Origin of the sequence: Brucella sp. MAB-22, from assembly GCF_025908475.1 — a bacterium.
GTDB classification, from domain to species: domain Bacteria; phylum Pseudomonadota; class Alphaproteobacteria; order Rhizobiales; family Rhizobiaceae; genus Brucella; species Brucella anthropi.
In genome coordinates, this window is record NZ_CP109781.1 from 1537462 (window position 1) to 1558590 (window position 21129).

Consider the following 21129-nt stretch of genomic DNA (forward strand, 5'->3'; position numbering starts at 1 on the left):
GGGATGGCCGCCCTCCCAAAAGCTGAATCCAGCACGGTCCGCGCCATTTATCAAGCTTACGAGGCTCAGGCTAAGTCCTGGGACTCGTGGGGGATCAGCGTGGGCGAGGCTGGCACGGAATGTGACAGGGCCCTGTGGTTCGGCTTCCGCTGGGTCTCAGCGCACGAGGTTCATTCTGGCCGCCAGCTCCGCCTATTCGCTACCGGCAATATCGAGGAAGACCGCTTGGTCGCCGACCTTGAGCGCATCGGCGTCGATGTCTACGGGCAGCAGGATAAAATCAGGCTGGTTTCGGGTTTCGTGCGCGGCAAGTGCGACGGCAAGGCGATGGGTGTTCCAGAAGCACCGAAGACTGAGCACCTGCTGGAATTTAAGTCGAGCAACGAGAATGGTATCAAGGAACTACAGAAGCACGGCTGCCAGAAAGCTAAGCCACTCCACTACGCCCAGTGCCAGCTTGGAATGCACGATTTCGGGCTGACGCGCTGTCTGTATCTGGCTTCATGTAAGAACACCGACACGCTTTATGCCGAGCGGATCGAATACGACGTCGAATTCTGCCTTCGACTGCTGGCACGCTGTGAACGCATCGTGTTTTCGGACGAGCCACCGAGCCGCATCAGCGAAGACCCGGAGTTCTTCGGCTGCATGTTTTGCAAACACCGAGGCGTTTGCCATGAAGGCGTGCAGCCGCGCGTGAATTGCCGTACCTGCCTCCACGTACAGCCTGAGCATGGCGGTGATTGCCACATGTCGTGCGCGCGCTGGAACAAGCCTTTGTCGATCGACGAGCAGCGCGACGGCTGCCCGGCGCATCTCTACCTGCCGGGGCTGATAAATGGCGAACAGATCGATGCAGACGAGATTGCGGAAACCGTTACTTATCGTCTGACGACCGGTGAGATTTGGGTGGATGGGATGAGGGGAGGCTAACCCCATGGCGTTCGAGGCGTTCTCTGGCAGCAGCTACTACGGCGTCAACAAACCTATCTGGGTGCTCCATAATGATGAACTCCCCAGTGAACTCGGCAAGCCCGTCATTGATCAACGCTTCGAAACCTTCAGTTTCTTTCGGACTAAGCGCCCAATCAGAAAGTGTCTTAATGGCCCCAGATTCACGTATCTTGCGGCGGGTATAGCCAGCAGCTTGGCGGCGGCCATTCTTGGCGCTCAGGATTTCCTCCAACGCTGCCACAGCCTCCCAAATCCGACGCTCGATCGGGTCGTCGTAGTCGCGCCCGGACAATTGAAAAAGCCGACGTTTGCAGGCCGTGACGATTTCGGGTGCCTTCCCTTCAGCGTTCTTCATCAGATTCCGGATTTTCTCGGGGTCATCCATCGTCATTGGGTCTAATGCCATATTCTACTCCGGAGGATTATTTTGCTAACCTTACGCGATTATCAACGCGCCGCGGTTGAGGGCCTGTATGACTACTGGCGCGAACAACCCGGCTCGCCTCTTATCGTGCTTCCTACCGGCGGCGGCAAGAGCCTCGTGCTGGGAACGATCTGCAAAGAACTGATTGAAGGCTGGCCCGACATGCGCGTGCTTGTGGTAACGCATGTGCGCGAGCTGATCCTGTCGAACTATCAGGAACTGCTGAATATCTGGCCGTTCGCGCCAGCTGGCATTTACTCGGCTGGTGTGGGTCGGCGCGATGCAAAGGCACAGATCGTTTTCGGCGGTGTGCAGACTATCGCTAACAAGGTGGAGCAGATCGGCCATATTGACGTCGTCCTAGTCGATGAAGCCCATCTGATGCCGCGCAATTCGGAAACGCAATACGGCAAGCTTATCGATGGTCTGCGCGTTATCAATCCCGACCTGAAGCTGGTCGGCCTCACGGCCACGCCTTATCGCTTGGGCGAGGGGCTTTTGACGGAAGGTGACGGCGCGCTTTTCGACGACATCTGCTTTGAAAAGCCGATCGGCGATATGATCGAGGAAGGCTATCTCTGTCGGCCGATTTCCAAAGGCATGGCAACCGCATTCGATCTGTCCGGCGTCGGCAAGCAGGGCGGTGACTACAAGCAGAACGCGCTGCAGGCAGCTATCGACAAGGACGACATCACAGCATCTGTGGTCGATGAGATCGTCACATATGGCACGGCGTCGGGTGCTGAGCGAAAGGCTTGGCTTTGTTTTTGCAGCGGCGTTGAGCATGCCCGGCATATGCGGGACGAGATTCGGAGCCGGGGATTTAGCTGTGAGACTGTGACTGGAGATACCCCGACCGGAGAGCGGGACCGGATTCTGGCTGACTTCAAGGCCGGCAAGATCCGGGCGCTGACGAACAACTCGGTGCTGACAACCGGCACGAACCTACCGATTATCGATCTGGTCGCATTTTGTCGCCCGACTTTATCAGCGGGCCTTTATGTCCAGATGGCGGGTCGTGGCCTGCGCCTTTATCCCGGCAAGGAGAACTGCCTGTTTCTGGACTTCGCGGGCGTTGTTCGCAAGCATGGGCCAATCGATGCGGTTACGCCACCCGGAATGAAAAAGGGTGACGGGGAAGCGCCAGTGAAGCAATGTCCGCAAGAGCCTGACGATCGTGGTCTAGTAGGCTGCGGCTCACTGATCCACGCCTCGCTCCACACCTGTCCGGATTGCGGATATGAATTCCCGGTCGATGAAACGCCGAAGATATCTGCGCAGGCCGAAGACGTGCCGATGTTGTCGAAGGATAACGCCAGCACCCGCCAGGTGGAGCGCCGCACGTTCGCATACCACGAAGGCAAGGGCGGCAAGCAGGACAGCGTGAAGGTGTCTTACTGGGTTGGCATGTCGCCAATCAACGAGTGGCTGGGTCCGGCTCACACAGGCTTCTTCAAGTCGAAGTCAGACCGGTGGTGGCGAAAGCACGGGGGTCAGGCTCCGTTCCCAAAAACCGTGCTGGAATTCATGGAACGCCAAAACGAACTGCTACCTACCGGTGAAATCGTTGTGAAACCGAATGGCAAATACTGGGAAGTGGTCGACGCCATGCCAAGCGCTGCAAATGACAATGTGCCGGAGGCGAGCAATGATAATGAGCCAGCGCCCAGCTACGCCCGAGTATCTGCCGGGCTGGCTGAAATATTGGACGACGATATTCCGTTTTAGGAAGTTCCGCATCGCGCGCTTGGGCGGGGGGCTTGGGGACGCGCGATGCGAGTGCAATCCGGAGGAGTGCGCCGCCAAGATAGGGTTACATTAGAGATTGATGAAATAACAGAATGTAACGGTTGCCAACATTTGTCATTGCAACCGCAACAAATAGAAAAGCCCGCTTCGCGGTTGGGAGGAGAGCGAAGCGGGCCGATCTGAAAAGCGCGACTGGGAGGAGGAGTTGCCGCGCTTAAGGTCCAGTTTCTGGGAGGAGGAGTGAAACTGAACGAGGCGTAGATAGGTCCACCACCCGTGCGTTGCAAGGGTAGAAATTGCATAGCTGATATGCAGGGAAAATAAAAAACCGCCCGGCAGCGGACGGTGCGCGCCTGGGCGGTCTAACTCCCTCCCAAGAGTTGGGCGAATATACATAAACAAACGCCGTATGCAACAGTTAAAGCCAAGTATTAATTACACTAAAACAGTAGGATTAAGTTTTATCAAAATAAACCAATCCATTAACGGGATGCGCCACGAGGCGTGTTAACTTACCTACCGCTGCTTATCGCAGCAACACCAACCAAAGAAACACGAGGAGCAATAATGCAGAACAAAGCCGACAACACGAAAGCACAAAATTACCTAGCTTACGATGTCACCGTTCTGGAACGGGAATTCGCCGACTTGGTTGCGGCATACCCCGAACTGGCAGAAGATGAGGAACTGCGCGCTGACACAATCGAAGGCGAGACGGACGCGTACCGCGTGCTGGGTAAGATCGTAGCAATTGAGCGCGATGCCAACAGCATGATGCTGGCCATCGGCGAGCGCGCCAAGGAATTGGCTGCGCGAAAAGAACGATACGCCAGACGCAAGGACGCAATGCGTGCGCTGCTATTGCGGCTGTTGAAGGCCGCCGACCTCACAAAAGTGAGCCTGCCGGAGGCAACTGTGAGCATCGGCAAGGGCCGCGCCGGCGTTGAGATTGTGGACGAAAGCCTGCTGCCTGATAACGTCGTGAAGCTAAAGCGCGAGCCGGACAAGACGGCGATAAAGGCGGCGCTCGACGCTGGCGAAGACGTGCCGGGTGCAGTGCTGCAGGAAGGCCAGCCGAGCGTTACGGTGAGGGCGGCGTGAGCTACGCACCGTGGATGGCTATGCTGGGCCCTGACGACGAGCCAGACTACCACGCCTATTGGCAAGAAACGGAATCGCTGGCGGACGCAATGATCGACCTAGCCACCTATGACGACTGGTTTCCCGACCTTACCCGCCCGATTGCTGCTGTGCAGCAAGGCGGAGACGAAAGGATGGCGGCGTGATTGCAATCTTAGCGAAAATTCGCCCGCGCCATGTTCTGCTCGCCATGGCCCTTACTTATGGCCCGCTTTATTTGGCCGACTATTTCTGCGGTCAATGCATCAGTAGCCAGCCGTCCTACTAGCCATTTCAGTAACACCACCCCGCCAGCCACCAACTGGCGGGTTACCAACACGAAACACGAGGAGATGAGGATGAATGAACCGCTACCGCGCGGGCATTTCGGCTGCGTCCTTGCGGACCCGCCATGGGCATTTAGAACCTACAGCAAAAAGAACGTCGCACCCGCGCGAGGTCGCCAGCCTTACAGCGTGATGTCGCTCGACGATATCAAGGCGCTACCTGTCGAACAGGTATGCGCCCGCGACTGTTTGCTGTTCATGTGGACCGTTTCACATCTGCAGCGTGAAGCCTTCGATGTGGCTGCATCGTGGGGATTCCGTCCTGTAAGTGTGGCCTTTGTCTGGGACAAGGGGCGCATGGGAATGGGCTATTGGACACGACAGGAAGTTGAAATCTGCCACCTGTTCAAGCGAGGCAAGCCGCGACGTCAGAGCAAAGGCGTGCGCTCGCTAATCAAGGCACCCCGTCGTGAGCATAGCCGTAAGCCTGATGAACAGTATGAGCGCATCGAGCAGCTTATCGATGGCCCGTATCTTGAACTATTCGCGCGTCAAGCGTGGCCGGGCTGGTCATCGTGGGGCAACGAGGCGGGCAAGTATATAGCGGCCAATGATAACCAAGATTTGCTGGGGAGGGTGGCTTAATGGCAAGCTCATCAGAAAGAGAAATCCGAGACGCCTTGGTCAAGTTCTGGCATGATAACGAACCGCGTGGTCGTGTCGTTCATGAGCTGCCGCTCGATGGTTTCAGCGCATCTGGTCGGGCCGATTTGGCGATTATCTTCCCTGACGCCATAGTGTTGCAGGAGATTAAGAGCGAAAAAGACAAGCTCACTCGCCTTAAAAAACAGTTCTTCGAAATGTCGGCTCGTTGCCATCAGTGGCACATTGTATGCCACGAGAAATGGTTCAACCAAGACAACAGCGTCAAGGATCAGGAATGGTGCAAATACTCGCACCGTGAGCATTTCTGGAAGTACCCAGACACAGAGACGTGGAAATTTGACCGCTATAAAGACTTGGAAGGAACGCCAGGAACGCGTCAGATGCTGGGCTTTCTTTGGGCAGAAGAACTTCGTCTCGTGTATGAAACACATTTCCCCAAGATATCGCCTCGTGGCCTCCAGATGTGGGAAATGCAGCGCGACCTCTATGATCGCCTGAGTGGCAAGCAAGTGACACTTGAAGTCTGTTCAGTGCTTCGCCGTCGTAAATTTGCAGAAGCTGATGATCCAGTAATCGAGAGGATGGCCGCATGAGCCATCCCGAACAATGCTGGGTTTGCCAGAGACACGCCGTTGGCCTCGGTGTGCAGGCAGACCGCGAGCCGATCCTCTGGCTGTGCAAGGAATGCGCCGACATCGCCGAGTATATCCGGCACCGCCGTCGCCTCGATCCTTACGAACTGCGCGCCCTGGATACCGGCGTCGAGGCGGTTGGTTCGTATCTGCAAGAGTTGGGAAAGACCGACCTTAAGGAAATGGATGAACTAGAAGCGCGCATGCTGGTGAAAGCCGCGTGGACCGGCTGCGGGCGAGGGGTGCGGGAAGCGTTGAAGGAGGCGCCGTTTTGATGAAACACGACAACGACAACAATGCGCTCCGCTTCCTGTCCGTGTGTAGCGGGATCGAAGCTGCTTCGGTTGCTTGGAGGCCACTCGGATGGCAGGCGGTAGCTTTTAGCGAAATCGAGAAGTTCCCGTCTGCCGTGCTGGCTCACCATTATCCAGACGTGCCTAACCTTGGTGATTTCACCAAAATCGACACCACGAGGCTGGGCCGTGTCGACATTCTTTGCGGTGGGACGCCTTGTCAGGCGTTCTCAATCGCCGGTGCCCGTCGTTCGCTCGAAGATGAGCGTGGTAATCTAACACTATCCTTCGTGGAGCTTGCGCATGAGCTTGCAGCAGGAAATGGACTTCGGAACGTCATATGGGAGAATGTCCCCGGCGTCCTCTCAACCAAAGACAATGCATTCGGATGCTTTCTTGCCGGACTTGTGGGCGCAGATGATCCCATCGTGCCGACAAAGCGATGGTCAGGTTACGGTATGGTTTCTGGACCGAAAGGACGGGCCGCGTGGGCTGTCAAAGATGCCCAATTTTTCGGACTGGCCCAACGACGCAAGCGTGTCATCGTTGTCGCAGATTTTGGAAACGGGGCAGATCCCGCAGCGGTTTTATTTGAGCCAGAAAGCATGTGCCGGGATACTCCGCCGAGCCGCAGCCCACAGGAAAGTCATACCAGAGATGTTGCGCCTAGCCTTAGAGCACAGAGCAACTGTTCGCTGAGAGACGACAGTGATGCCTATGTGGCGGTTTCTTCGTCCGGAGATGTAGCACACTGCCTGAATGCTGGCGGGATGGGCCAGCAGGACTATGAAACCGAAACGATGGTTGCACATCCTTACACGCTGGCAATTCGTGGTCGAGGTGAAAGCCATGATCTGGAATACCGGCAGGATGGAACGGCCAATGCTTTGCTTACTCCGAATGGCGGTCGCGCTGGAATCGGCGTTGGTGCGGTGTGTGCTCCCGTTGCCTTCATGTCCAACGCGTCGGGTGCAAATCTGTCAGTGGGGAATAATATATCGCCCACGTTACGGATCGGTGGTGATGGCGGTAACGCAATGGCGATTGCATGGTCCATCATGCCACAGAACAGCGGTAAGGATTTCAAGGCCCGTCAAGTTGATGTTTCCCAACCATTGATGGCTGGTGGCCCAGTCGGTGGCAATCAGGGCGGTGACTATATCCAACAACAATGGGCCGTCCGCCGCCTCACACCGACCGAATGCGAGCTACTTCAGGGATTCCCGGATGGCTATACCAATATTCCATGGCGCGGGAAGCCAGATAGTCCAGACGGCCCCCGTTACAAGGCGCTCGGCAACAGTTGGGCAGTACCGAAATTCAAGTGGCTAGGTGAGCGTGTCGCCAAGTTGATGCCGCCAGTGGCTGCCAACGACAACCACAAGCGATCGGAGAGAAATGATCTAGCGGCATAATTGCAGCATCATGTGAAGCGTGCGATCGTCCCGAAGTTTTGAATCATTGGGGCGATTGCATGACCAAGAAAAAAGCTATGCCGGGGTATCCTGACTTTATTTGGCCAGTTGTTTTGGCCTTCCGAGAATTAGGTGGGGCGGCAGATAAACGGCAGCTCATAGAGAAAATTGCAGAAATTATGCACTTGCCGGACGCCGTTCTTGAAGAGCTACACAAAGGCGGTCCGCAGTCGGAAGTCGGATATCGAGTTGCATGGGTGCAAACTTGGCTGAAGCACGATGGGGTGCTCGAAAACCCGAAACGGGGTGTATGGGTTCTAACCCCACGAGGCAGAGAAATATCCCAGTCTGATGCAGAATCTGTAGCTCCAAACAAAAAGCGCCCGACTGCCCAAAAGGCCGAGCCTAACGAGACTTCAGAGTCGGAAACACCTGAAGAGCTGTCAGAATGGCAGACAGCCGTTCTCGACACAATCAAGAGTATGAATCCTGCAGCTTTTGAGCGCTTAGCCAAGAGACTTTTGCTGGAGCTTGGATTTTCGAAGGTATTGGTCACCGGCGGCTCTGGCGATGGCGGGATTGACGCGGTTGGAACGGTCACGGTCAATAGCGTCCTGACCTTCAAAGTCGTGGTGCAGTGCAAACGCTACAAAAATACGGTTGGACCTAATGATCTACGCAACTTTCGTGGCGCAATGTCAGGCAGAACCGACAAAGCGCTTTTTATAACCACAGGATCGTTCACGCGCGGCGCCTTGGATGAAGCCACGCGGGACGGTGTTCCAGAGATTGATCTAATCAGCGGAGAAGACCTAGCGGTCATTCTCAAGGAGCTTCATCTCGGCGTGAAGACTGAGATGGTTGAGAAGGTTAGTGTCGTGAAGGAGTTCTTCGACGACATTTAAAGCATATCCTAGGAGGCACTTTGCATCCAAATTCTATAGTCGCAACCGACCCCATGCTCGACGTTGCGCTATCCTACACGACGCGCAGCTGGCCGGTTTTTCCGTGCCGCGCCGCCGATGAGGAATTCGTCGACGAGGACGGCCTTATCGAAATTCTCGCCACCAAAACTCCGCTGACCTCAAATGGGTTCCGCGGTGCAACGCTGAACGAGCGCATCGTGCGTGAGCTTTGGCGCCGAAACCCGGGTGCAATGATCGGCGTGCCGACCGGTGCGCTTATTGGTGCGTGGGTGCTGGATATCGACCCGAAGCACGGCGGGCCGGTTACGCTTGCCGCACTGGAAGCCGAGCACGGTGCTCTGCCGGCCACACTGACGGCTGAAACCACGAGCGGCGGCCGACATTACTTCTTCAAACACAAGGCTGGCGTGCGCAATCGTGGCGCATTGGGCGCTGGCATCGATGTTCGTGGCGACGGCGGCTACGTAATTGCGGCTGGCAGTGTCCCTGCTATCGGCCAGCCTTACCGCTGGCTGGCCGATATGGAACCGGTTGACGCACCGGACTGGCTGCTGGAGCTTGTCCTGCCACGGTCATACGACAGCACGACGATGTACCAGGCGCCGTCGGTCTCAGGCACGATCAACGACCGGTACGTCGAGCGCGCGGTACAATCCGAGTTGGACGACCTCGCCATGGAACCGATGGGCAACCGCAATAACCGTCTGAACGACGCAGCATTCCGACTGGGCACATTCGTCGGTGCCGGTGCGTTGGCGGAATCAGAAGCGCGGGCTTTGCTGCAAGGCGTGGCACGCGGCTGGGGCAGGGACTTCCCGCGTTGCTGCAAAACGATCGACAATGGCTTGAAGGCCGGCAAGATGCATCCGCGTCAGGCGCCGGAAGCCGTCAACGACAACACCAAGCTTGTGGACATCACTCGTATGCTCGACAATGCGCGGGCGAAGGTGGATGAGCAGCGTGAACCGGACGCACACAACGTCGAACCTGACGTCCCGGTCGCTGAAGAAGAGCCCGCCGACCAACCCATCCTCGCAGCCACGCCGTTCCAGTGGAAAGACCCGTCGACACTGCCACGCCGTGAGTTTGCTTTCGGTCGGCACTTCATCCGCAAGTATGTCTCGGTGACTGTCGCGCCGGGCGGGCTCGGCAAAACCGCAAACAGCATCGTGGAAGCGCTCGCTATGGCCTCGGGCAAGGCCTTAAATGGCGTGAAGCCGCCGCGTCGACTTAAGGTCTGGCTCTTTAACGTCGAAGATCCGCGCGACGAGCTTGAGCGACGCATCATGGCAGCGTGCATCCACTTCAATCTCAAGCCGGAAGACATCGATGGTCATCTGTTTCTCGACAGCGGTCGCGAGCAGGAGCTTGTCGTGGCTATTGACGACAAGAAGGGCGTCAAAATCCAGGAGCCGATCGTCGAGGCTGTTGCCGAAACCATCCTTGCCAATGGGATCGACGTGATGATCGTCGATCCGTTCGTTTCGACACACCAGGTCAACGAAAACGACAACGGCGCAATCGACAAGGTCGCGAAGCTCTGGGCCCAAATCGCGGATTATACGAACTGCTCCATTGACATTGTGCACCACCTGCGCAAGGTGAGTGATCGTGAGGCAACCGTCGAAGATGCTCGCGGTGCCGTGGCGTTGATCGGTGCAGCCCGTTCGGTGCGGGTGTTGAACCGTATGTCGGAAGGGCAAGCCAACGAGGCTGGCATTCCCGGCATGGATCGGTTCGGCTATTTCTCGATCACATACGGCAAGTCGAACCTTACGCCACTGTCGCACCGGCTGGACTGGCGGCATATCGAAAGCGTGGCACTGGGCAACGGGCGAGGGCTAACCCAGCCGCAGGACCATGCGCCGGTCGTCACCGAATGGCACTGGCCATCCAGCGAGGAAGTTGCTGAAGGGATGACTGACGAGCAGAAAGACGCAATCCGTGGCGCTGTAAATGGCGGCATGTACAAGCAAGCGCCGCAGGCCAAAGACTGGGTTGGTCACGCCGTGGCTTATGCGCTGGGGCTGGATATCGACGACGAAGTGCAGAAGAAGCGGACCAGCCTCATTACCAAGGCGCTGTTCAAGGAAGGGTTCCTGGCGAAGGTCGAGGAGCGCGACCCGGTACAGCGAAAGACGACGTCTTTTGTAAGGGCGGTTTGATTCAATAGGGATAGCACAGCTAGAAGACCGAATGCCACTCGCCCCTGTGAGCCGAATCTAATAAAATAGAGTATTGCCGCCTACGAATCTTCCTCGATCAAATTGGGATACACTATGGATAGTGCGGTGCCTTTCCTGCATGCGCGTGGTCAGTCGGCTGATGAAATTCGGCTGTTGGATTGGAGCCGAAACCCTATCGGAGTGCCAGAAAGTTGGCCGGCGCCATTGGTCACTGCAGTTCAGATGATGTTGGCTTCGCATTTTCCCAAAGCTATCATTTGGGGGCCGGAGTATATCACGATTTATAATGACGCTTTCAGGCCAATTCTCGGTGAAAAAGAGAACTGCATGGGAGCTTCATTTCGCGATATTTGGTCAGAGGTTTGGGATGAGTTGCTACCCATGGTTCGTAAAGCTTATGCTGGCGAGGCGACTTTTATTGAAGACTTTCCGCTCGTGATCGATCGACACGGATATGATGAACAATGCTATTTTACATTCTGCTATAGCCCGATCTTTGATGAACAAGGTCGAGTCGGCGGGATGATCGACACGGTCATTGAGACCACCCAAAAAGTGGAAGCCGAGAAGCACGCCAGGATTCTCAACGCGGAGCTCGCGCATCGCATCAAGAACACGTTTAGCGTCGTATCCTCAATTGCAAGCCAGACTTTCAATAATAATGCTGATGAAGAAGTCATCAACACGTTTACAAAGCGACTTTTTGCTCTAGGAAATGCTCATGACGCCCTTCGTCTGGGTAAGAGCTCGGAAGGTTCGTTGCGGCTGATTGTGTCGGGCATAACAACTGCGCTGGCCGTAGCCGATCGCGTTCACATGACTGGTCCGGATGTATCGATTGGTCCCAAGGGTGCGTCGACACTTTCGCTTTTAATTCACGAACTAACGACCAATGCGATCAAGTATGGTGCGCTTTCTAACCCTACGGGGCATGTGCAACTGACCGTCGCCATAGCCAAAAGACAGGTTGAGCCGGTTTTCTCGATGAATTGGATCGAAATTGGAGGGCCGCCGGTCGCCCAACCAACAAAAACAGGGTTCGGATCCAAGCTCATAAGAATGGGACTTCTCGGAGCGGGGGAAGTTAGTTCCGAGTTTAGGCCAGAAGGCTTCCAGGCAATGTTTACTGCGCCACTCCGGCAGATGCAGGAGGAAGGACGATTGTCTAATTCCACGTGATAGCAACCAGTACAATAAATCGGGAAAGTGGGGCTTCGGCTCCGCTTTTTTTGTTTCCGGGCGGCAGCTGTGCGCCAAGCACAGTAGAGCGTCGATCAGATCGGTGGGACTGAAAGCAGCAACATAGCGACAAATGCCGCTGCGCTGGCAATTGCAACCAGCAATATGAAGCCGAGTACGGGCAAGCGATCTAGCCAGGTACGATCACGACCTTTGAGAAGTTCGGACTTAATCCGCACCTCATCATCGAACTGGTATCGTCTGGCTCCACGCCAGTTTGCCTGAAAATCTTCCCTCTCCATGCGGGTGAATATTGACCTTGCCCCGTTGAAATAATCCATTTTGAAGTAAGCTCTGGCCCATTGAGAGGACCAGAGAATGAAGCGCAACCGTTTCACAGACGAACAGATCATTGGCATCCTGAAGGAGCACGAGGCGGGCACGCCTGTCTCGGAGCTTTGCCGCAAACACGGTGTCAGCGATGCGAGCATCTATAAATGGAAGGCCAAGTTCGGCGGGATGGACGTGTCTGAGGCCAAGCGGCTGAAGACGCTGGAGGACGAGAACACGAAACTGAAGCGGCTTCTGGCGGATGCGATGCTCGACAACGCCGCGTTGAAAGACCTTTTGGGAAAGAAGTGGTGACGCCCGCAGCCCAGCGGAACGCTATCGCGCATCTGATGAACCAACATCGGATGAGCGAACGGCGGGCGTGTAAAGCCATCGGTGTTTGCCGGATGACAGTTCGTTACGAAAGCAGCCGCATCGACGACCATGACCTTCGCGAGCGAATGAAGGCGTTGGCGCATGAACGCCGCCGCTTTGGCTACCGACGCATTCATGTCCTACTCAGACGCGAGGGGCACCTTGTGAACCACAAGAGGCTCTTCCGGCTCTATCGGGAGGAAAAGCTGATGGTGCGCAAGCGCGGCGGTCGCAAGCGAGCGATCGGCACACGAGCACCGATGCTGGTTCCGATGACAGCCAATGATCGTTGGTCACTGGACTTCGTGTCGGATCAACTCACCGATGGACGCAGGTTCCGGATTCTGACGGTCGTCGACGATTGCACCAGGGAATGCCTGGCACTCGTCGCCGATACATCGCTTTCCGGTCTGCGCGTTGCCCGCGAGCTTGACCGGATCATCGAGGAGCGCGGCAAACCGAAAATGATCGTCAGTGACAACGGCAGCGAGTTCACCAGCAACGCGATCCTGCAATGGACGGACAAGACTAAGGTGGATTGGCACTACATTGCGCCTGGCAAACCCATTCAGAACGCTTTCATCGAAAGCTTCAATGGACGGCTGCGAGACGAGTTCTTGAATGAAACCCTCTTCTCGTCACTGACCCATGCTCGATCAGCGCTTTCAAACTGGCGCGGCGATTACAACGATCACCGTCCACATTCTGGCCTCGGCTGGCTGACACCTGCCGAGTTCGCTCAGACCATCAACCCGCGACGTGATGCGGTGCTGCGCAGCCGAAATGGCTCCGCACCGCAACCCGCCGCTACCGCCCCAAATACAGCAACCCAAAACCGCTGGAGCGAACTCAAAACTGGATAAAACTTGGGGGCAAGGTCAATATGAATCGAACAGCTTTATTTCTGGTTGAAGCTCCAGCCCCGCCACCGAGCGGGGTTTGTCATATTGAGGAGATGCCCATGCCATCGACTAGCTCTGGTCGGCCGACCGCGTTAAGCGCTTCCACAACCGCTCGCCGATCGTCGAGCGATCCCTGCTGTATCTCCACAGCAATAGCTTCCAGGGCTTTCACGTCAGCGTCAGCATCACTCGCCAAGTCTTCTATGTGGCAAACAGCGATGGCCAAGGCGGTGGCGAGATGTTGCATTTCACTGACTCCGCTCGACCGCGAAGCTTGGCGCATCCTCGCCCTTTCCTTCCTGCAGAAAGTCCATCAGTTCGCCCATCAGCACTTCGGCGACAGGCTTTATCATGCCAAGTTCAATGACACCCTTATCGGTCTTTATACTGAGAATTCCGAGCAACGGGTCATGGTTGAGAAAATTATATTTTGCGCCCAGCAGTTTGTCGAATTCATAAGGTCCGAATTTAGACATTGGATTTCCCTTCGAATGGCATTTCCCTACGCATCATAACAGGATTTGGCTCAAGTCATGGGCGCATATAAAGGAACATATCAGCAAATGGTTCGTTTCGCTTTTCCCAACCAGGAGGACGATCATGAAAACTTTGTCTGATATTTTCGAGCATACCTTGCAGGACATTTATTACGCGGAGAATGCCATTACGAAGGCTCTCCCGAAAGTCGCCAAGGCGGCCAAAAGTGCCAAACTGAAGCAAGCCGCTGAGGAGCATCTCGAAGAAACCAAGGGGCAGATCACGATCCTGAATGAGGTGTTCAAGTCTCTTAAGCTAAAGCCTACCGCTGAAAAATGCGACGCGATCGAAGGGCTAATTAAGGAAGCCGACGGCTTGATGGAAGAGGCAAGCGGAACAGCTCTTGACGCAGGCTTGCTGGCAGCTTGCCAGGCAGTCGAGCATTATGAAATTTCCAGATACGGATCGCTGCGCGAATGGGCAAAGGAGCTCGGACACACGGAAGCGCACACCTTACTGACCCAGATTTTGGATCAAGAGAAAGCTACAAATAACAAACTAACGAACTTGGCCATAAGCCAAATCAATAAGGCATAGTTTTCTGGCTGCATACGAGAGGGAGGCGGTGCGTCCTTCCTCTCCTTTTCCATTTATACAACCCACTGTCACAATCAAAATACAACTTTTGATACTGCGCACTTCTTTGTGCGCACTTCTCGAAAACCCTAAGAGCCTGAATCATAATGAATGTAACGATATCAGGCTCTTGCGATGCGCCGGGTGAGCAGGCGGATGTTTGCGATGTAGACCCAGGCTTCAGCAGACGCGACGGTTTTCTCGAAATCTTTGGCCAATCTACGGCAACGTCCCAGCCATGCAAACGTCCGCTCGACCACCCATCGGCGTGGTAAGAGTTTGAAGCCCTCAGCGTGATCGGATCGTTTGACGATTTCCAGCGTAAATTTTCCGACCTTTTCCAACCTGTTTTTGAGCTTGGGTCCTGCGTATCCACCATCAGCAAAGATATGCCGTAACCACGGCCAGCGTTTGAGGATGGTTTTCAAGACATCAGGTGCACCATCTCTGTCTTGAATACCCGCAGAATGGATCACCAGACCAACCATCAAGCCGAGGGTATCAACCACAATATGACGCTTGCGACCGTTGATCTTTTTTCCCGCGTCAAAGCCCCGTATTCCGCCACTTTCCGTGGATTTTACTGACTGGCTATCGATCACGCCAGCGGTAGGGCTGGGCTGCTTTCCGGTCAACGCGCGTGCTGTCATCACGAGCGCGTTGTTGATCGTGCGCAGCATCCCTTCATCTCGCCATCGATAAAAGTATTTTTGCACCGTGGAAAATGGTGGGAAGTCCGTGGGCAAAAGCCGCCATGCGCCACCTGATGAAGCAATATAAAGCAGCGCATTTACCACCTCTCGCAAATCCGTCTTGCGAGGGCGTCCGAGACGGCTCGGTGCAGGCATCATCGGTTCGATGACAGTCCATTCCGCATCCGTTAAATCGCTTGCATAGCGCGCGTTGCGTCGTCCATATTGTTGCCGAGCGGTTGCAGTCCAGGCCATCATAATCTCCATCGAATGTAAGCAATCCGATTGAATCATAACCTACTGAAATCGCTCAATCCTTTTTGGAACAGGCTCTAAAAGAAGTTCGCAAATGCACGCTGCTTTTGGTGCGTAAGTGTTCTTATATAGAAACTTACGCACAAAGCGCGCGGCGCGCAGTTCTCGTAATTTGAGAAGTGCGCACTTTTCCTGATTTTGGCCAATTCAAAAATACAACCTGATTTGAGGGTGGCTAAAATATTCGCCGCGCCCCATCGGCCATTAACACGACATTTATCGAGGCATTCCACACTCCTCTTGCCACTACCAACGGCGTACCGCAATCAACACGAGGAGCACACATGGCACGCAGTCGCACACGCGCGCCTTCGTCTACGGCAACCACGACACAGATCACCCGCATTAACGGCGCTCGAGTCAAGATCACCACCAAGGCCGGGAAGGTGACCACAAAGCCCGCCTTGCCGCTCGAATGGGAATTACAGGCGGCACAGGTGTCCGCACTTCGCCGCCTGCCACAGTACCAGCGCCAGTTCCTGCTGGCGGGAGACATGAACGCCAGCAAGCGTGGGCCACGGGCACAGGCTCAGGCAATCGCAACAGGAATGACCAGCGGTGAACCCGACCTCCGCATCTACGGCGAATACGGTCGCCTGCTGCTGATCGAGAACAAGGTCGGGCAGGGAAGACTGTCTCCGGCACAGAAAGTCCGCCACGCGGCCCTTGAGCGGCTTGGCTACACTGTTCTGGTCCTCCGGGCCGCGACGACGACAGAAGCCGCTGAGCGGGCCGTTACGGCGGTTCTGGAGTGGCTTGCAGAAGAGAAGGGGAAAGCAGCATGAAGCAGAAACTAAAAGACAAATATTTCGCCGCGAATGACAACTGCCCGATCGATGAAGACCAGCATTCATCATCTCCATATGCACGAGACTTGGGACTAAGAGGCTTGCAGACGGCGGCGATTAAGCGCCGGGAAGAATTCGAGTTCTATGCAGTCGACGGCGTGTACCTGTCGGATCTTCTGAATGAGGAGGCAGCTTGATGGGAAACGTGATCTATCTGGACCGAGCAGCACGGGCCAAGCAGGAAACCAGGACAATGGCCACGCAATTGCGACGCATTAAACAGCGCCAGTCTATCGGAGATCCTGCCGTTCCTGCGAATGACAACGAGGATTTCCCGCTTTTAGCTGTCCTCCGTCGCGACAAGCTACACGGTTTTATCGAGCTGATTATGCAGTATCGTCGGCTTGTCGCCATCGCCGACGCCGAGCCACTTAAGGGCCAAGACTATGGATATGATGCTGGTCTGCACGCTGCTCAAGAAAGCAAACGCTTGAAAGGCACTGAAGAGGTTGAGGCTGCCGCAGCGCGGAACTGGGAAGGTGGTGTGAAAGGCGGAGAAATTGAATATTCCGGTAAGCTCCGCAGAAGCAAGGGAGCTTATGCCCTTCCTGCCATGCGCAAGGTGAACGTCAAAGTCGATGCCTACTTCGAGAACGACGACGGCACGGTTCCAATACCCAAGACCGGTAAGACGCCGAGCCTCAGTTTGAAATTCACCGACGATCTGCTGCTCGAGAAAATCGACACAAGACCGATCCTTGCCTATCTGCGGTCAAGGCTCGGGCCGCTCATCGAGCCGTTCGAGGATGCGGTGCTGGGCGGGCAAACGCTGGCCGAAATAGGCGAGAAAGACGGCTTCAAGCACAAGCAGGCAACTGCAGCGGGAAGGTCTCTTGTTTTCCGCGGGCTAGCTGCAGTTGAGGGTGCTATGGACGATCTGGAGCATCATCCACTGGCATATCGAAACGTTTGGAATATCGCGCAACCTGCATAGTGCACCCCGATCCCCTTCAACTCCCCAATGAGGGGAAGACTACATCAAGGCCGCCCCGCGCGGCCTTTTTCATTTCAGTGCGGTTACAAGAGCCGCCCCTGCTGGCGTTGCTGGTGGGGTAACTATTCCAGCGCTGTTTCTCCTCCAGCTGCTGGTTCGGCGGGTTGAGCCTATTGCGGTGGGCTCCCCGCCGATGAACCATTCTTAAACTCAAAATCGAACGTTACACCCCAAGGAAATCCGGCTGAAAAGCCGGTCATGGTCACATACGGATTATCTGATAGAGCTGCCCCGAGGTCAGTTGCCTCTTGTATCAGTCCATTAATCTTCTCTTCGTACCACGTCGGATTATTCTTATTGGCTGGCATCGCTTCCTGAATTTCCAAATTCTTTTGATTTATCCTCGCTAGAGTTGAAGCAATGAGCTTATTGGTTTGCTCTAGCGACAACTCGTCGGCTGATGCTGGAATTGATGCAAGAATGGTTACGACCATAAAGATAACGCGTATCATGATGGGTCCTCCGCCTTTTGTTTAAGCATTTATCAAGCGGACGATCGCTTGAGGCTGTCAAGTACCGCAAGCTCTACAAGACATCCCGGTGGCAACGCTTACGTGAGCGACAACTGACCGCACATCCATTGTGCGCGTACTGCTTGCAGCAAGAGGACGTCACGCCAGCGACGGTGGTTGACCACACCCGCCCCCATAAGGGCAGCGAAGATCTGTTCTTTGACCCAGACAACCTCCAAAGCCTCTGCGCCCCCTGTCATGATCGCACCAAGCGTCGAGAAGAACTCGGGCAAACGGTCGTCCGGTTCGGGCCGGACGGGTGGCCGATAGCATAACCATGCAATTCTCGACCTCTTGCATGGTTCAGGCGGGTGAGCTTCGGCTCCCCGCCTCTTTCATATGAGGTCGGCAAGGAGTCGAGACCTTGGATCTATTTGGAAATTGCATCTCCGCCCCATTAGCGGACAACGATAACCGCCCTGATTATTCGAGGCTTGGTAGGTATGCAGAGTTTCTGGTTTGCGCTGATATCACCAAGAATGGATACCACGCTATTCATTCAGATACGTCTGGGTTCGACGTCCTTATGATAGCAGGCCACAAGACGTATCGAATTCAGGTTAAATCATCATCTATCATTAGGCGCCAACGCGCTGAATGGAGATGCAGGATATCCGTGGACCGACGCGGCGGCAACGCTAGCCGGAAGCGTGAGGTTGATCGGCGTGATGCCGATATACTGGCTCTCTTCCACAATGACTTGGAAACTATCGTTTATCTGCCGGTTTTGCCTGGGTGCGGGCATGTGAAGCTGCCTGTCAGGTATTTGAAGGAAGCAAAAACGATAGAAACCCTTCAGAGCGCCATATCAGTTATGGACGGAACGCCAGTTCACTATATCCCCGAAGGTATCCCGGCATAGACGGGGGGATCAAAAAGCGCCCAAGTCCGCAGTCACAGGACCAGCGGGGACCCACAGCGCACGCATCTGCAATTCAAAACATGACCCCATAAGGATTTCATTCCATGGCAAAGCCGAGAAATCCCCTCGGCAAAGCGAAGGTCGAGGGTCGCGACAAAATCAATGCCGGTCGGTACAAAAACCGCGCCGAACCGGCCGCAAACGGCCCTCTTGGTGCTCCTCCCGTTTGGTTGAAGGACAGCGCTGAGATTAAAGCGAAGTCTGCCTGGAAGCTGTTCGCGAAAGAGCTGCCGTGGCTGAATGAATCGCACCGTACGCTGGTCGGTATGGCGGCCACAATTCAGGGCCGCATCATGGCCGGGCAGGAGGTTGGAGTGCAGGCGATGAACCTGCTCCGCCAGATGCTTGGCCAGATGGGCGCGACGCCTGCAGATGCCTCCAAGGTGGCAACGCCTGAAGGTGGCGAGGAAAAGGATGATCTGCTTGACTGATATGCCTGCGCTTGAGCGTGTGAGCGCTTATGCGCAAGCTGTCATTGATGGCAGAGAAGTCGCCGGCCCCCACGTTCGCAATGCCTGTCGCCGCCATTTCGACGATCTCGAATATGGTCACGAGCGCGGGCTGTATTGGGACGACGACGCAGCCGACCGAGTGTTTCGGTTCTTTGAAGGGCGGCTAAAGCTTTCCGAAGGTCAGTTCGAAGGTAAGCCCTTCAAGCTTCATGCCTCGCAGGCTTTCAAGTTGGGTTCGCTGTTCGGCTGGAAACGTGCCGACGGATCGCGCCGCTTTCGCCGCGCTTACATCGAGGAAGGCAAGGGCAACGGTAAGTCACCATTTGCTGGCGGTGTCGGTCTATACGGTCTGATTGCTGATAAGGAAGCTGGCGCCCAGATCTATGCCGCCGCCGCCAAAAAAGAACAGGCTGGGATTCTCTTCCAGGACGCCGTCAAAATGGTGCGTGCTGCTCCTGCACTGGTCGAACGGTTGAAGTTCAGCGGCGGTATCGGGCGCGAGTTCAATATCGCGCATCACAAGTCGCAATCGTTCTTTCGTCCGATCTCGAAGGATTCCGGCAAGTCTGGCTCTGGTCCGCGTCCGCATTTTGCGCTTTGTGACGAGGTGCACGAGCATCCCGACCGCTCAACGATGGAAATGCTTGAGCGCGGCTTCAAGTTTCGTCGCCAGCCTCTGCTGCTGATGATTACGAACTCAGGCAGTGACCGAAACAGTATTTGCTGGGAAGAGCACGAGCACGCCATCAAGGTAGCCGCTGGCACGCAAACGCCTGACGAGGATTTTACCTATGTCGGCGAGGTGATCGACGACACGACGTTTTCCTATGTCTGCGCGCTGGACAAGGGCGACGATCCGCTCAAGGACGAAACCTGCTGGAAAAAGGCTAACCCGCTTCTCGGCGTTATCCTGACCCAGGAATATCTGGCCGGTGTTGTCGCTCAAGCGAAGCAAATGCCAGGCAAGCTGAACGGCATTTTGCGCCTGCATTTCTGCTGCTGGACCGATGCCGACAAGGCATGGATGCCACGCGAGACCGTCGAAAGTGTAATGGACGATTTCGCCCCCGAAGTCGAACACGCAGACAAGCCGGTTTTCATGGGCGTCGACCTGTCCGGAAGCAAGGACATGACCGTGCTTGCGTGTGTGGTCCCGACTGGCTTCAAGGAAATGGAGCGGGAAGACGGGTCTACCGTCAATCTGCCGACGTTCGATGCGTGGGTAGAGGCTTGGACGCCAGCCGACACGCTGGAAGCGCGAGAACAGGCTGACAAGGCGCCATATGCGCTTTGGGTAAAACAAGCGTGGTTGAATGCTCCTCCCGGCAAGCGAATTCGATATGATTTCGTGGCCTCGCGGGTGCAGCAACTCGATCAAACTTTCGATATTCAAGCCATCGCCTATGACCGCTACGCCTACGACAAGTTCCGCGAAGAAGTTGAAGCGCTCGGGTTGGACATTGAACATGTCGCACACCCACAGGGCGGCAAGGTTCGGGCCCGTCCCGAGCCTACAAAGGTAGAAGCGGCGAAAGCTGCTGGCTTGCCACCGCCACAAGGCTTGTGGATGCCGGGTTCGGTTCTAGCGCTTGAGGACATGATCATCGACGGTCGCATTCGTATGCGGCGCAGTCCCGTTCTTATGACCGCCCTGATGGGCGCAGCCTTCGATCATGACCCGCAAGACAATCGGTGGTTCGTCAAGACGAAGGCATCGGTGCGCATCGACGCTGCTGTCGCTCTGGCGATGGCCGTTGGTGTGGCGATGGACGGGGCGGTTACGCCGAAAGAGTCAGTCTACAAGAAACGCGGCATCCGAATGGCCGGCTAATCGGAACAAGGAA

Annotated in this window: 25 protein-coding genes; 20 read left to right on the top strand and 5 right to left on the bottom strand. The window is 55.6% G+C overall.

Features of this window, described 5'->3' with window-relative positions; all coding sequences use genetic code 11:
* Nucleotides 1-3 precede the first annotated feature (3 nt).
* The 12 genes from OHI65_RS07025 to OHI65_RS07080 all read left to right on the top strand — a co-directional run bounded on the left by OHI65_RS07025 (nt 4) and on the right by OHI65_RS07080 (nt 11830).
* Nucleotides 4-933 carry an oxidoreductase gene (locus OHI65_RS07025; RefSeq protein ID WP_264358574.1) on the top strand — a complete coding sequence of 310 codons (930 nt, stop codon included), beginning with the start codon at nt 4-6 and terminating at the stop codon, nt 931-933.
* A 4-nt stretch (nt 934-937) separates the two neighbouring features.
* Nucleotides 938-1354, top strand: a complete 417-nt coding sequence (locus OHI65_RS07030; RefSeq protein ID WP_264358575.1) for a hypothetical protein — start codon at nt 938-940, stop codon at nt 1352-1354.
* 27 nt (nt 1355-1381) lie between these two features.
* Nucleotides 1382-3106 (top strand): DEAD/DEAH box helicase, encoded by a 1725-nt coding sequence (locus tag OHI65_RS07035; RefSeq protein ID WP_264358576.1) that lies wholly within the window; start codon nt 1382-1384, stop codon nt 3104-3106.
* Nucleotides 3107-3694: 588 nt separating this feature from the next.
* Nucleotides 3695-4228 (top strand): siphovirus Gp157 family protein, encoded by a 534-nt coding sequence (locus tag OHI65_RS07040; RefSeq protein WP_264358577.1) that lies wholly within the window; start codon nt 3695-3697, stop codon nt 4226-4228.
* Nucleotides 4229-4242: 14 nt separating this feature from the next.
* A complete protein-coding gene (locus tag OHI65_RS07045; protein ID WP_264358578.1) occupies nt 4243-4413 on the top strand; it encodes a hypothetical protein in 171 nt (56 codons plus the stop codon).
* Between the two features lie 192 nt (nt 4414-4605).
* On the top strand, nt 4606-5178 hold the full coding sequence (locus tag OHI65_RS07050; RefSeq protein ID WP_264358579.1) for an MT-A70 family methyltransferase: 573 nt from the start codon (nt 4606-4608) through the stop codon (nt 5176-5178).
* Nucleotides 5178-5792, top strand: coding sequence for a hypothetical protein (locus OHI65_RS07055; RefSeq protein WP_264358580.1), 615 nt, complete (start codon nt 5178-5180; stop codon nt 5790-5792). Before OHI65_RS07050 ends, OHI65_RS07055 begins: the two co-directional genes overlap by 1 nt.
* Nucleotides 5789-6106 (top strand): DUF6511 domain-containing protein, encoded by a 318-nt coding sequence (locus OHI65_RS07060; protein WP_264358581.1) that lies wholly within the window; start codon nt 5789-5791, stop codon nt 6104-6106. The genes OHI65_RS07055 and OHI65_RS07060 overlap by 4 nt, the downstream gene beginning before the upstream one ends.
* Nucleotides 6106-7539 carry a DNA cytosine methyltransferase gene (locus tag OHI65_RS07065; RefSeq protein WP_264358582.1) on the top strand — a complete coding sequence of 478 codons (1434 nt, stop codon included), beginning with the start codon at nt 6106-6108 and terminating at the stop codon, nt 7537-7539. Before OHI65_RS07060 ends, OHI65_RS07065 begins: the two co-directional genes overlap by 1 nt.
* Before the next feature lie 59 nt (nt 7540-7598).
* Nucleotides 7599-8444, top strand: a complete 846-nt coding sequence (locus tag OHI65_RS07070; RefSeq protein WP_264358583.1) for a restriction endonuclease — start codon at nt 7599-7601, stop codon at nt 8442-8444.
* A gap of 20 nt (nt 8445-8464) precedes the next feature.
* A complete protein-coding gene (locus OHI65_RS07075) occupies nt 8465-10630 on the top strand; it encodes a bifunctional DNA primase/polymerase (protein WP_264358584.1) in 2166 nt (721 codons plus the stop codon).
* Between the two features lie 114 nt (nt 10631-10744).
* Entirely contained in the window at nt 10745-11830 is a 1086-nt protein-coding gene (locus tag OHI65_RS07080; RefSeq protein ID WP_125333970.1) for a PAS domain-containing sensor histidine kinase, read from the top strand.
* Between the two features lie 95 nt (nt 11831-11925).
* Here OHI65_RS07080 and OHI65_RS07085 read toward each other — a convergent pair whose 3' ends face one another.
* Nucleotides 11926-12132: a hypothetical protein gene (locus tag OHI65_RS07085; protein WP_264358585.1), complete on the bottom strand. Its 207-nt coding sequence runs from the start codon at nt 12130-12132 to the stop codon at nt 11926-11928.
* Nucleotides 12133-12208: 76 nt separating this feature from the next.
* Here OHI65_RS07085 and OHI65_RS07090 point away from each other — a divergent pair.
* Nucleotides 12209-13398, top strand: a protein-coding gene (locus tag OHI65_RS07090) for an IS3 family transposase (protein ID WP_086000502.1) whose coding sequence is annotated in 2 segments (ribosomal slippage) — nt 12209-12458 and nt 12458-13398 — 1191 coding nt in all. Because the reading frame shifts where the segments join, the coding sequence is not laid out codon by codon here.
* Nucleotides 13399-13477: 79 nt separating this feature from the next.
* Here OHI65_RS07090 and OHI65_RS07095 read toward each other — a convergent pair.
* Both OHI65_RS07095 and OHI65_RS07100 read right to left on the bottom strand, forming a co-directional pair.
* The gene (locus tag OHI65_RS07095) at nt 13478-13684 is read right to left on the bottom strand and encodes a hypothetical protein (protein WP_125333971.1); all 207 of its coding nucleotides are present in this window, start codon (nt 13682-13684) and stop codon (nt 13478-13480) included.
* A 1-nt stretch (nt 13685) separates the two neighbouring features.
* The gene (locus OHI65_RS07100) at nt 13686-13913 is read right to left on the bottom strand and encodes a hypothetical protein (protein WP_125333972.1); all 228 of its coding nucleotides are present in this window, start codon (nt 13911-13913) and stop codon (nt 13686-13688) included.
* A 124-nt stretch (nt 13914-14037) separates the two neighbouring features.
* Here OHI65_RS07100 and OHI65_RS07105 point away from each other — a divergent pair, with 124 nt between their 5' ends.
* Nucleotides 14038-14511: a ferritin-like domain-containing protein gene (locus OHI65_RS07105; RefSeq protein WP_125333973.1), complete on the top strand. Its 474-nt coding sequence runs from the start codon at nt 14038-14040 to the stop codon at nt 14509-14511.
* Between the two features lie 161 nt (nt 14512-14672).
* Here the strand turns inward: OHI65_RS07105 and OHI65_RS07110 are convergent, their stop codons facing one another.
* The gene (locus OHI65_RS07110; protein ID WP_210251641.1) at nt 14673-15497 is read right to left on the bottom strand and encodes an IS5 family transposase; all 825 of its coding nucleotides are present in this window, start codon (nt 15495-15497) and stop codon (nt 14673-14675) included.
* Between the two features lie 344 nt (nt 15498-15841).
* Here OHI65_RS07110 and OHI65_RS07115 point away from each other — a divergent pair, with 344 nt between their 5' ends.
* Genes OHI65_RS07115 through OHI65_RS07125 form a run of 3 tightly spaced genes read left to right on the top strand, consistent with a single transcriptional unit; the run spans nt 15842 to nt 17339 of the window.
* Complete coding sequence (locus tag OHI65_RS07115; RefSeq protein ID WP_264358586.1) at nt 15842-16342, top strand: VRR-NUC domain-containing protein; 501 nt, start codon at nt 15842-15844, stop codon at nt 16340-16342.
* A complete protein-coding gene (locus OHI65_RS07120) occupies nt 16339-16542 on the top strand; it encodes a hypothetical protein (protein WP_264358587.1) in 204 nt (67 codons plus the stop codon). Before OHI65_RS07115 ends, OHI65_RS07120 begins: the two co-directional genes overlap by 4 nt.
* Complete coding sequence (locus OHI65_RS07125) at nt 16542-17339, top strand: hypothetical protein (protein ID WP_264358588.1); 798 nt, start codon at nt 16542-16544, stop codon at nt 17337-17339. The genes OHI65_RS07120 and OHI65_RS07125 overlap by 1 nt, the downstream gene beginning before the upstream one ends.
* Before the next feature lie 170 nt (nt 17340-17509).
* On the opposite strand, the gene OHI65_RS07130 is transcribed toward OHI65_RS07125, so the two are convergent.
* Nucleotides 17510-17851, bottom strand: coding sequence for a hypothetical protein (locus OHI65_RS07130; protein WP_264358589.1), 342 nt, complete (start codon nt 17849-17851; stop codon nt 17510-17512).
* 173 nt (nt 17852-18024) lie between these two features.
* On the opposite strand from OHI65_RS07130, the gene OHI65_RS22960 reads away from it, so the two are divergent.
* The 3 genes from OHI65_RS22960 (at nt 18025) to OHI65_RS07145 (ending at nt 21116) form a co-directional block, all read left to right on the top strand.
* On the top strand, nt 18025-18186 hold the full coding sequence (locus OHI65_RS22960; protein WP_319636889.1) for an HNH endonuclease: 162 nt from the start codon (nt 18025-18027) through the stop codon (nt 18184-18186).
* 691 nt (nt 18187-18877) lie between these two features.
* On the top strand, nt 18878-19264 hold the full coding sequence (locus tag OHI65_RS07140) for a hypothetical protein (protein WP_264358591.1): 387 nt from the start codon (nt 18878-18880) through the stop codon (nt 19262-19264).
* Between the two features lies 1 nt (nt 19265).
* Nucleotides 19266-21116 carry a terminase large subunit gene (locus OHI65_RS07145; protein WP_264358746.1) on the top strand — a complete coding sequence of 617 codons (1851 nt, stop codon included), beginning with the start codon at nt 19266-19268 and terminating at the stop codon, nt 21114-21116.
* The last annotated feature ends 13 nt before the right edge of the window (nt 21117-21129 follow it).

What these genes read in the sequence shown, in the direction of transcription:
- OHI65_RS07080 (WP_125333970.1), top strand. Translation starts at nt 10,745, where the DNA reads ATGGATAGTGCGGTGCCTTTCCTGCATGCGCGTGGTCAGTCGGCTGAT.
- OHI65_RS07130 (WP_264358589.1), bottom strand. Translation starts at nt 17,851, where the DNA reads ATGATACGCGTTATCTTTATGGTCGTAACCATTCTTGCATCAATTCCA.
- OHI65_RS07120 (WP_264358587.1), top strand. Translation starts at nt 16,339, where the DNA reads ATGAAGCAGAAACTAAAAGACAAATATTTCGCCGCGAATGACAACTGC.
- OHI65_RS07145 (WP_264358746.1), top strand. Translation starts at nt 19,266, where the DNA reads ATGCCTGCGCTTGAGCGTGTGAGCGCTTATGCGCAAGCTGTCATTGAT.
- OHI65_RS07140 (WP_264358591.1), top strand. Translation starts at nt 18,878, where the DNA reads ATGGCAAAGCCGAGAAATCCCCTCGGCAAAGCGAAGGTCGAGGGTCGC.
- OHI65_RS07045 (WP_264358578.1), top strand. Translation starts at nt 4,243, where the DNA reads ATGGCTATGCTGGGCCCTGACGACGAGCCAGACTACCACGCCTATTGG.
- OHI65_RS07095 (WP_125333971.1), bottom strand. Translation starts at nt 13,684, where the DNA reads ATGCAACATCTCGCCACCGCCTTGGCCATCGCTGTTTGCCACATAGAA.
- OHI65_RS07115 (WP_264358586.1), top strand. Translation starts at nt 15,842, where the DNA reads ATGGCACGCAGTCGCACACGCGCGCCTTCGTCTACGGCAACCACGACA.
- OHI65_RS07085 (WP_264358585.1), bottom strand. Translation starts at nt 12,132, where the DNA reads ATGGAGAGGGAAGATTTTCAGGCAAACTGGCGTGGAGCCAGACGATAC.
- OHI65_RS07065 (WP_264358582.1), top strand. Translation starts at nt 6,106, where the DNA reads ATGAAACACGACAACGACAACAATGCGCTCCGCTTCCTGTCCGTGTGT.
- OHI65_RS07100 (WP_125333972.1), bottom strand. Translation starts at nt 13,913, where the DNA reads ATGTCTAAATTCGGACCTTATGAATTCGACAAACTGCTGGGCGCAAAA.
- OHI65_RS07125 (WP_264358588.1), top strand. Translation starts at nt 16,542, where the DNA reads ATGGGAAACGTGATCTATCTGGACCGAGCAGCACGGGCCAAGCAGGAA.
- OHI65_RS07060 (WP_264358581.1), top strand. Translation starts at nt 5,789, where the DNA reads ATGAGCCATCCCGAACAATGCTGGGTTTGCCAGAGACACGCCGTTGGC.
- OHI65_RS07055 (WP_264358580.1), top strand. Translation starts at nt 5,178, where the DNA reads ATGGCAAGCTCATCAGAAAGAGAAATCCGAGACGCCTTGGTCAAGTTC.
- OHI65_RS07050 (WP_264358579.1), top strand. Translation starts at nt 4,606, where the DNA reads ATGAATGAACCGCTACCGCGCGGGCATTTCGGCTGCGTCCTTGCGGAC.
- OHI65_RS07040 (WP_264358577.1), top strand. Translation starts at nt 3,695, where the DNA reads ATGCAGAACAAAGCCGACAACACGAAAGCACAAAATTACCTAGCTTAC.
- OHI65_RS07070 (WP_264358583.1), top strand. Translation starts at nt 7,599, where the DNA reads ATGACCAAGAAAAAAGCTATGCCGGGGTATCCTGACTTTATTTGGCCA.
- OHI65_RS07105 (WP_125333973.1), top strand. Translation starts at nt 14,038, where the DNA reads ATGAAAACTTTGTCTGATATTTTCGAGCATACCTTGCAGGACATTTAT.
- OHI65_RS07110 (WP_210251641.1), bottom strand. Translation starts at nt 15,497, where the DNA reads ATGGCCTGGACTGCAACCGCTCGGCAACAATATGGACGACGCAACGCG.
- OHI65_RS07030 (WP_264358575.1), top strand. Translation starts at nt 938, where the DNA reads ATGGCGTTCGAGGCGTTCTCTGGCAGCAGCTACTACGGCGTCAACAAA.
- OHI65_RS07025 (WP_264358574.1), top strand. Translation starts at nt 4, where the DNA reads ATGGCCGCCCTCCCAAAAGCTGAATCCAGCACGGTCCGCGCCATTTAT.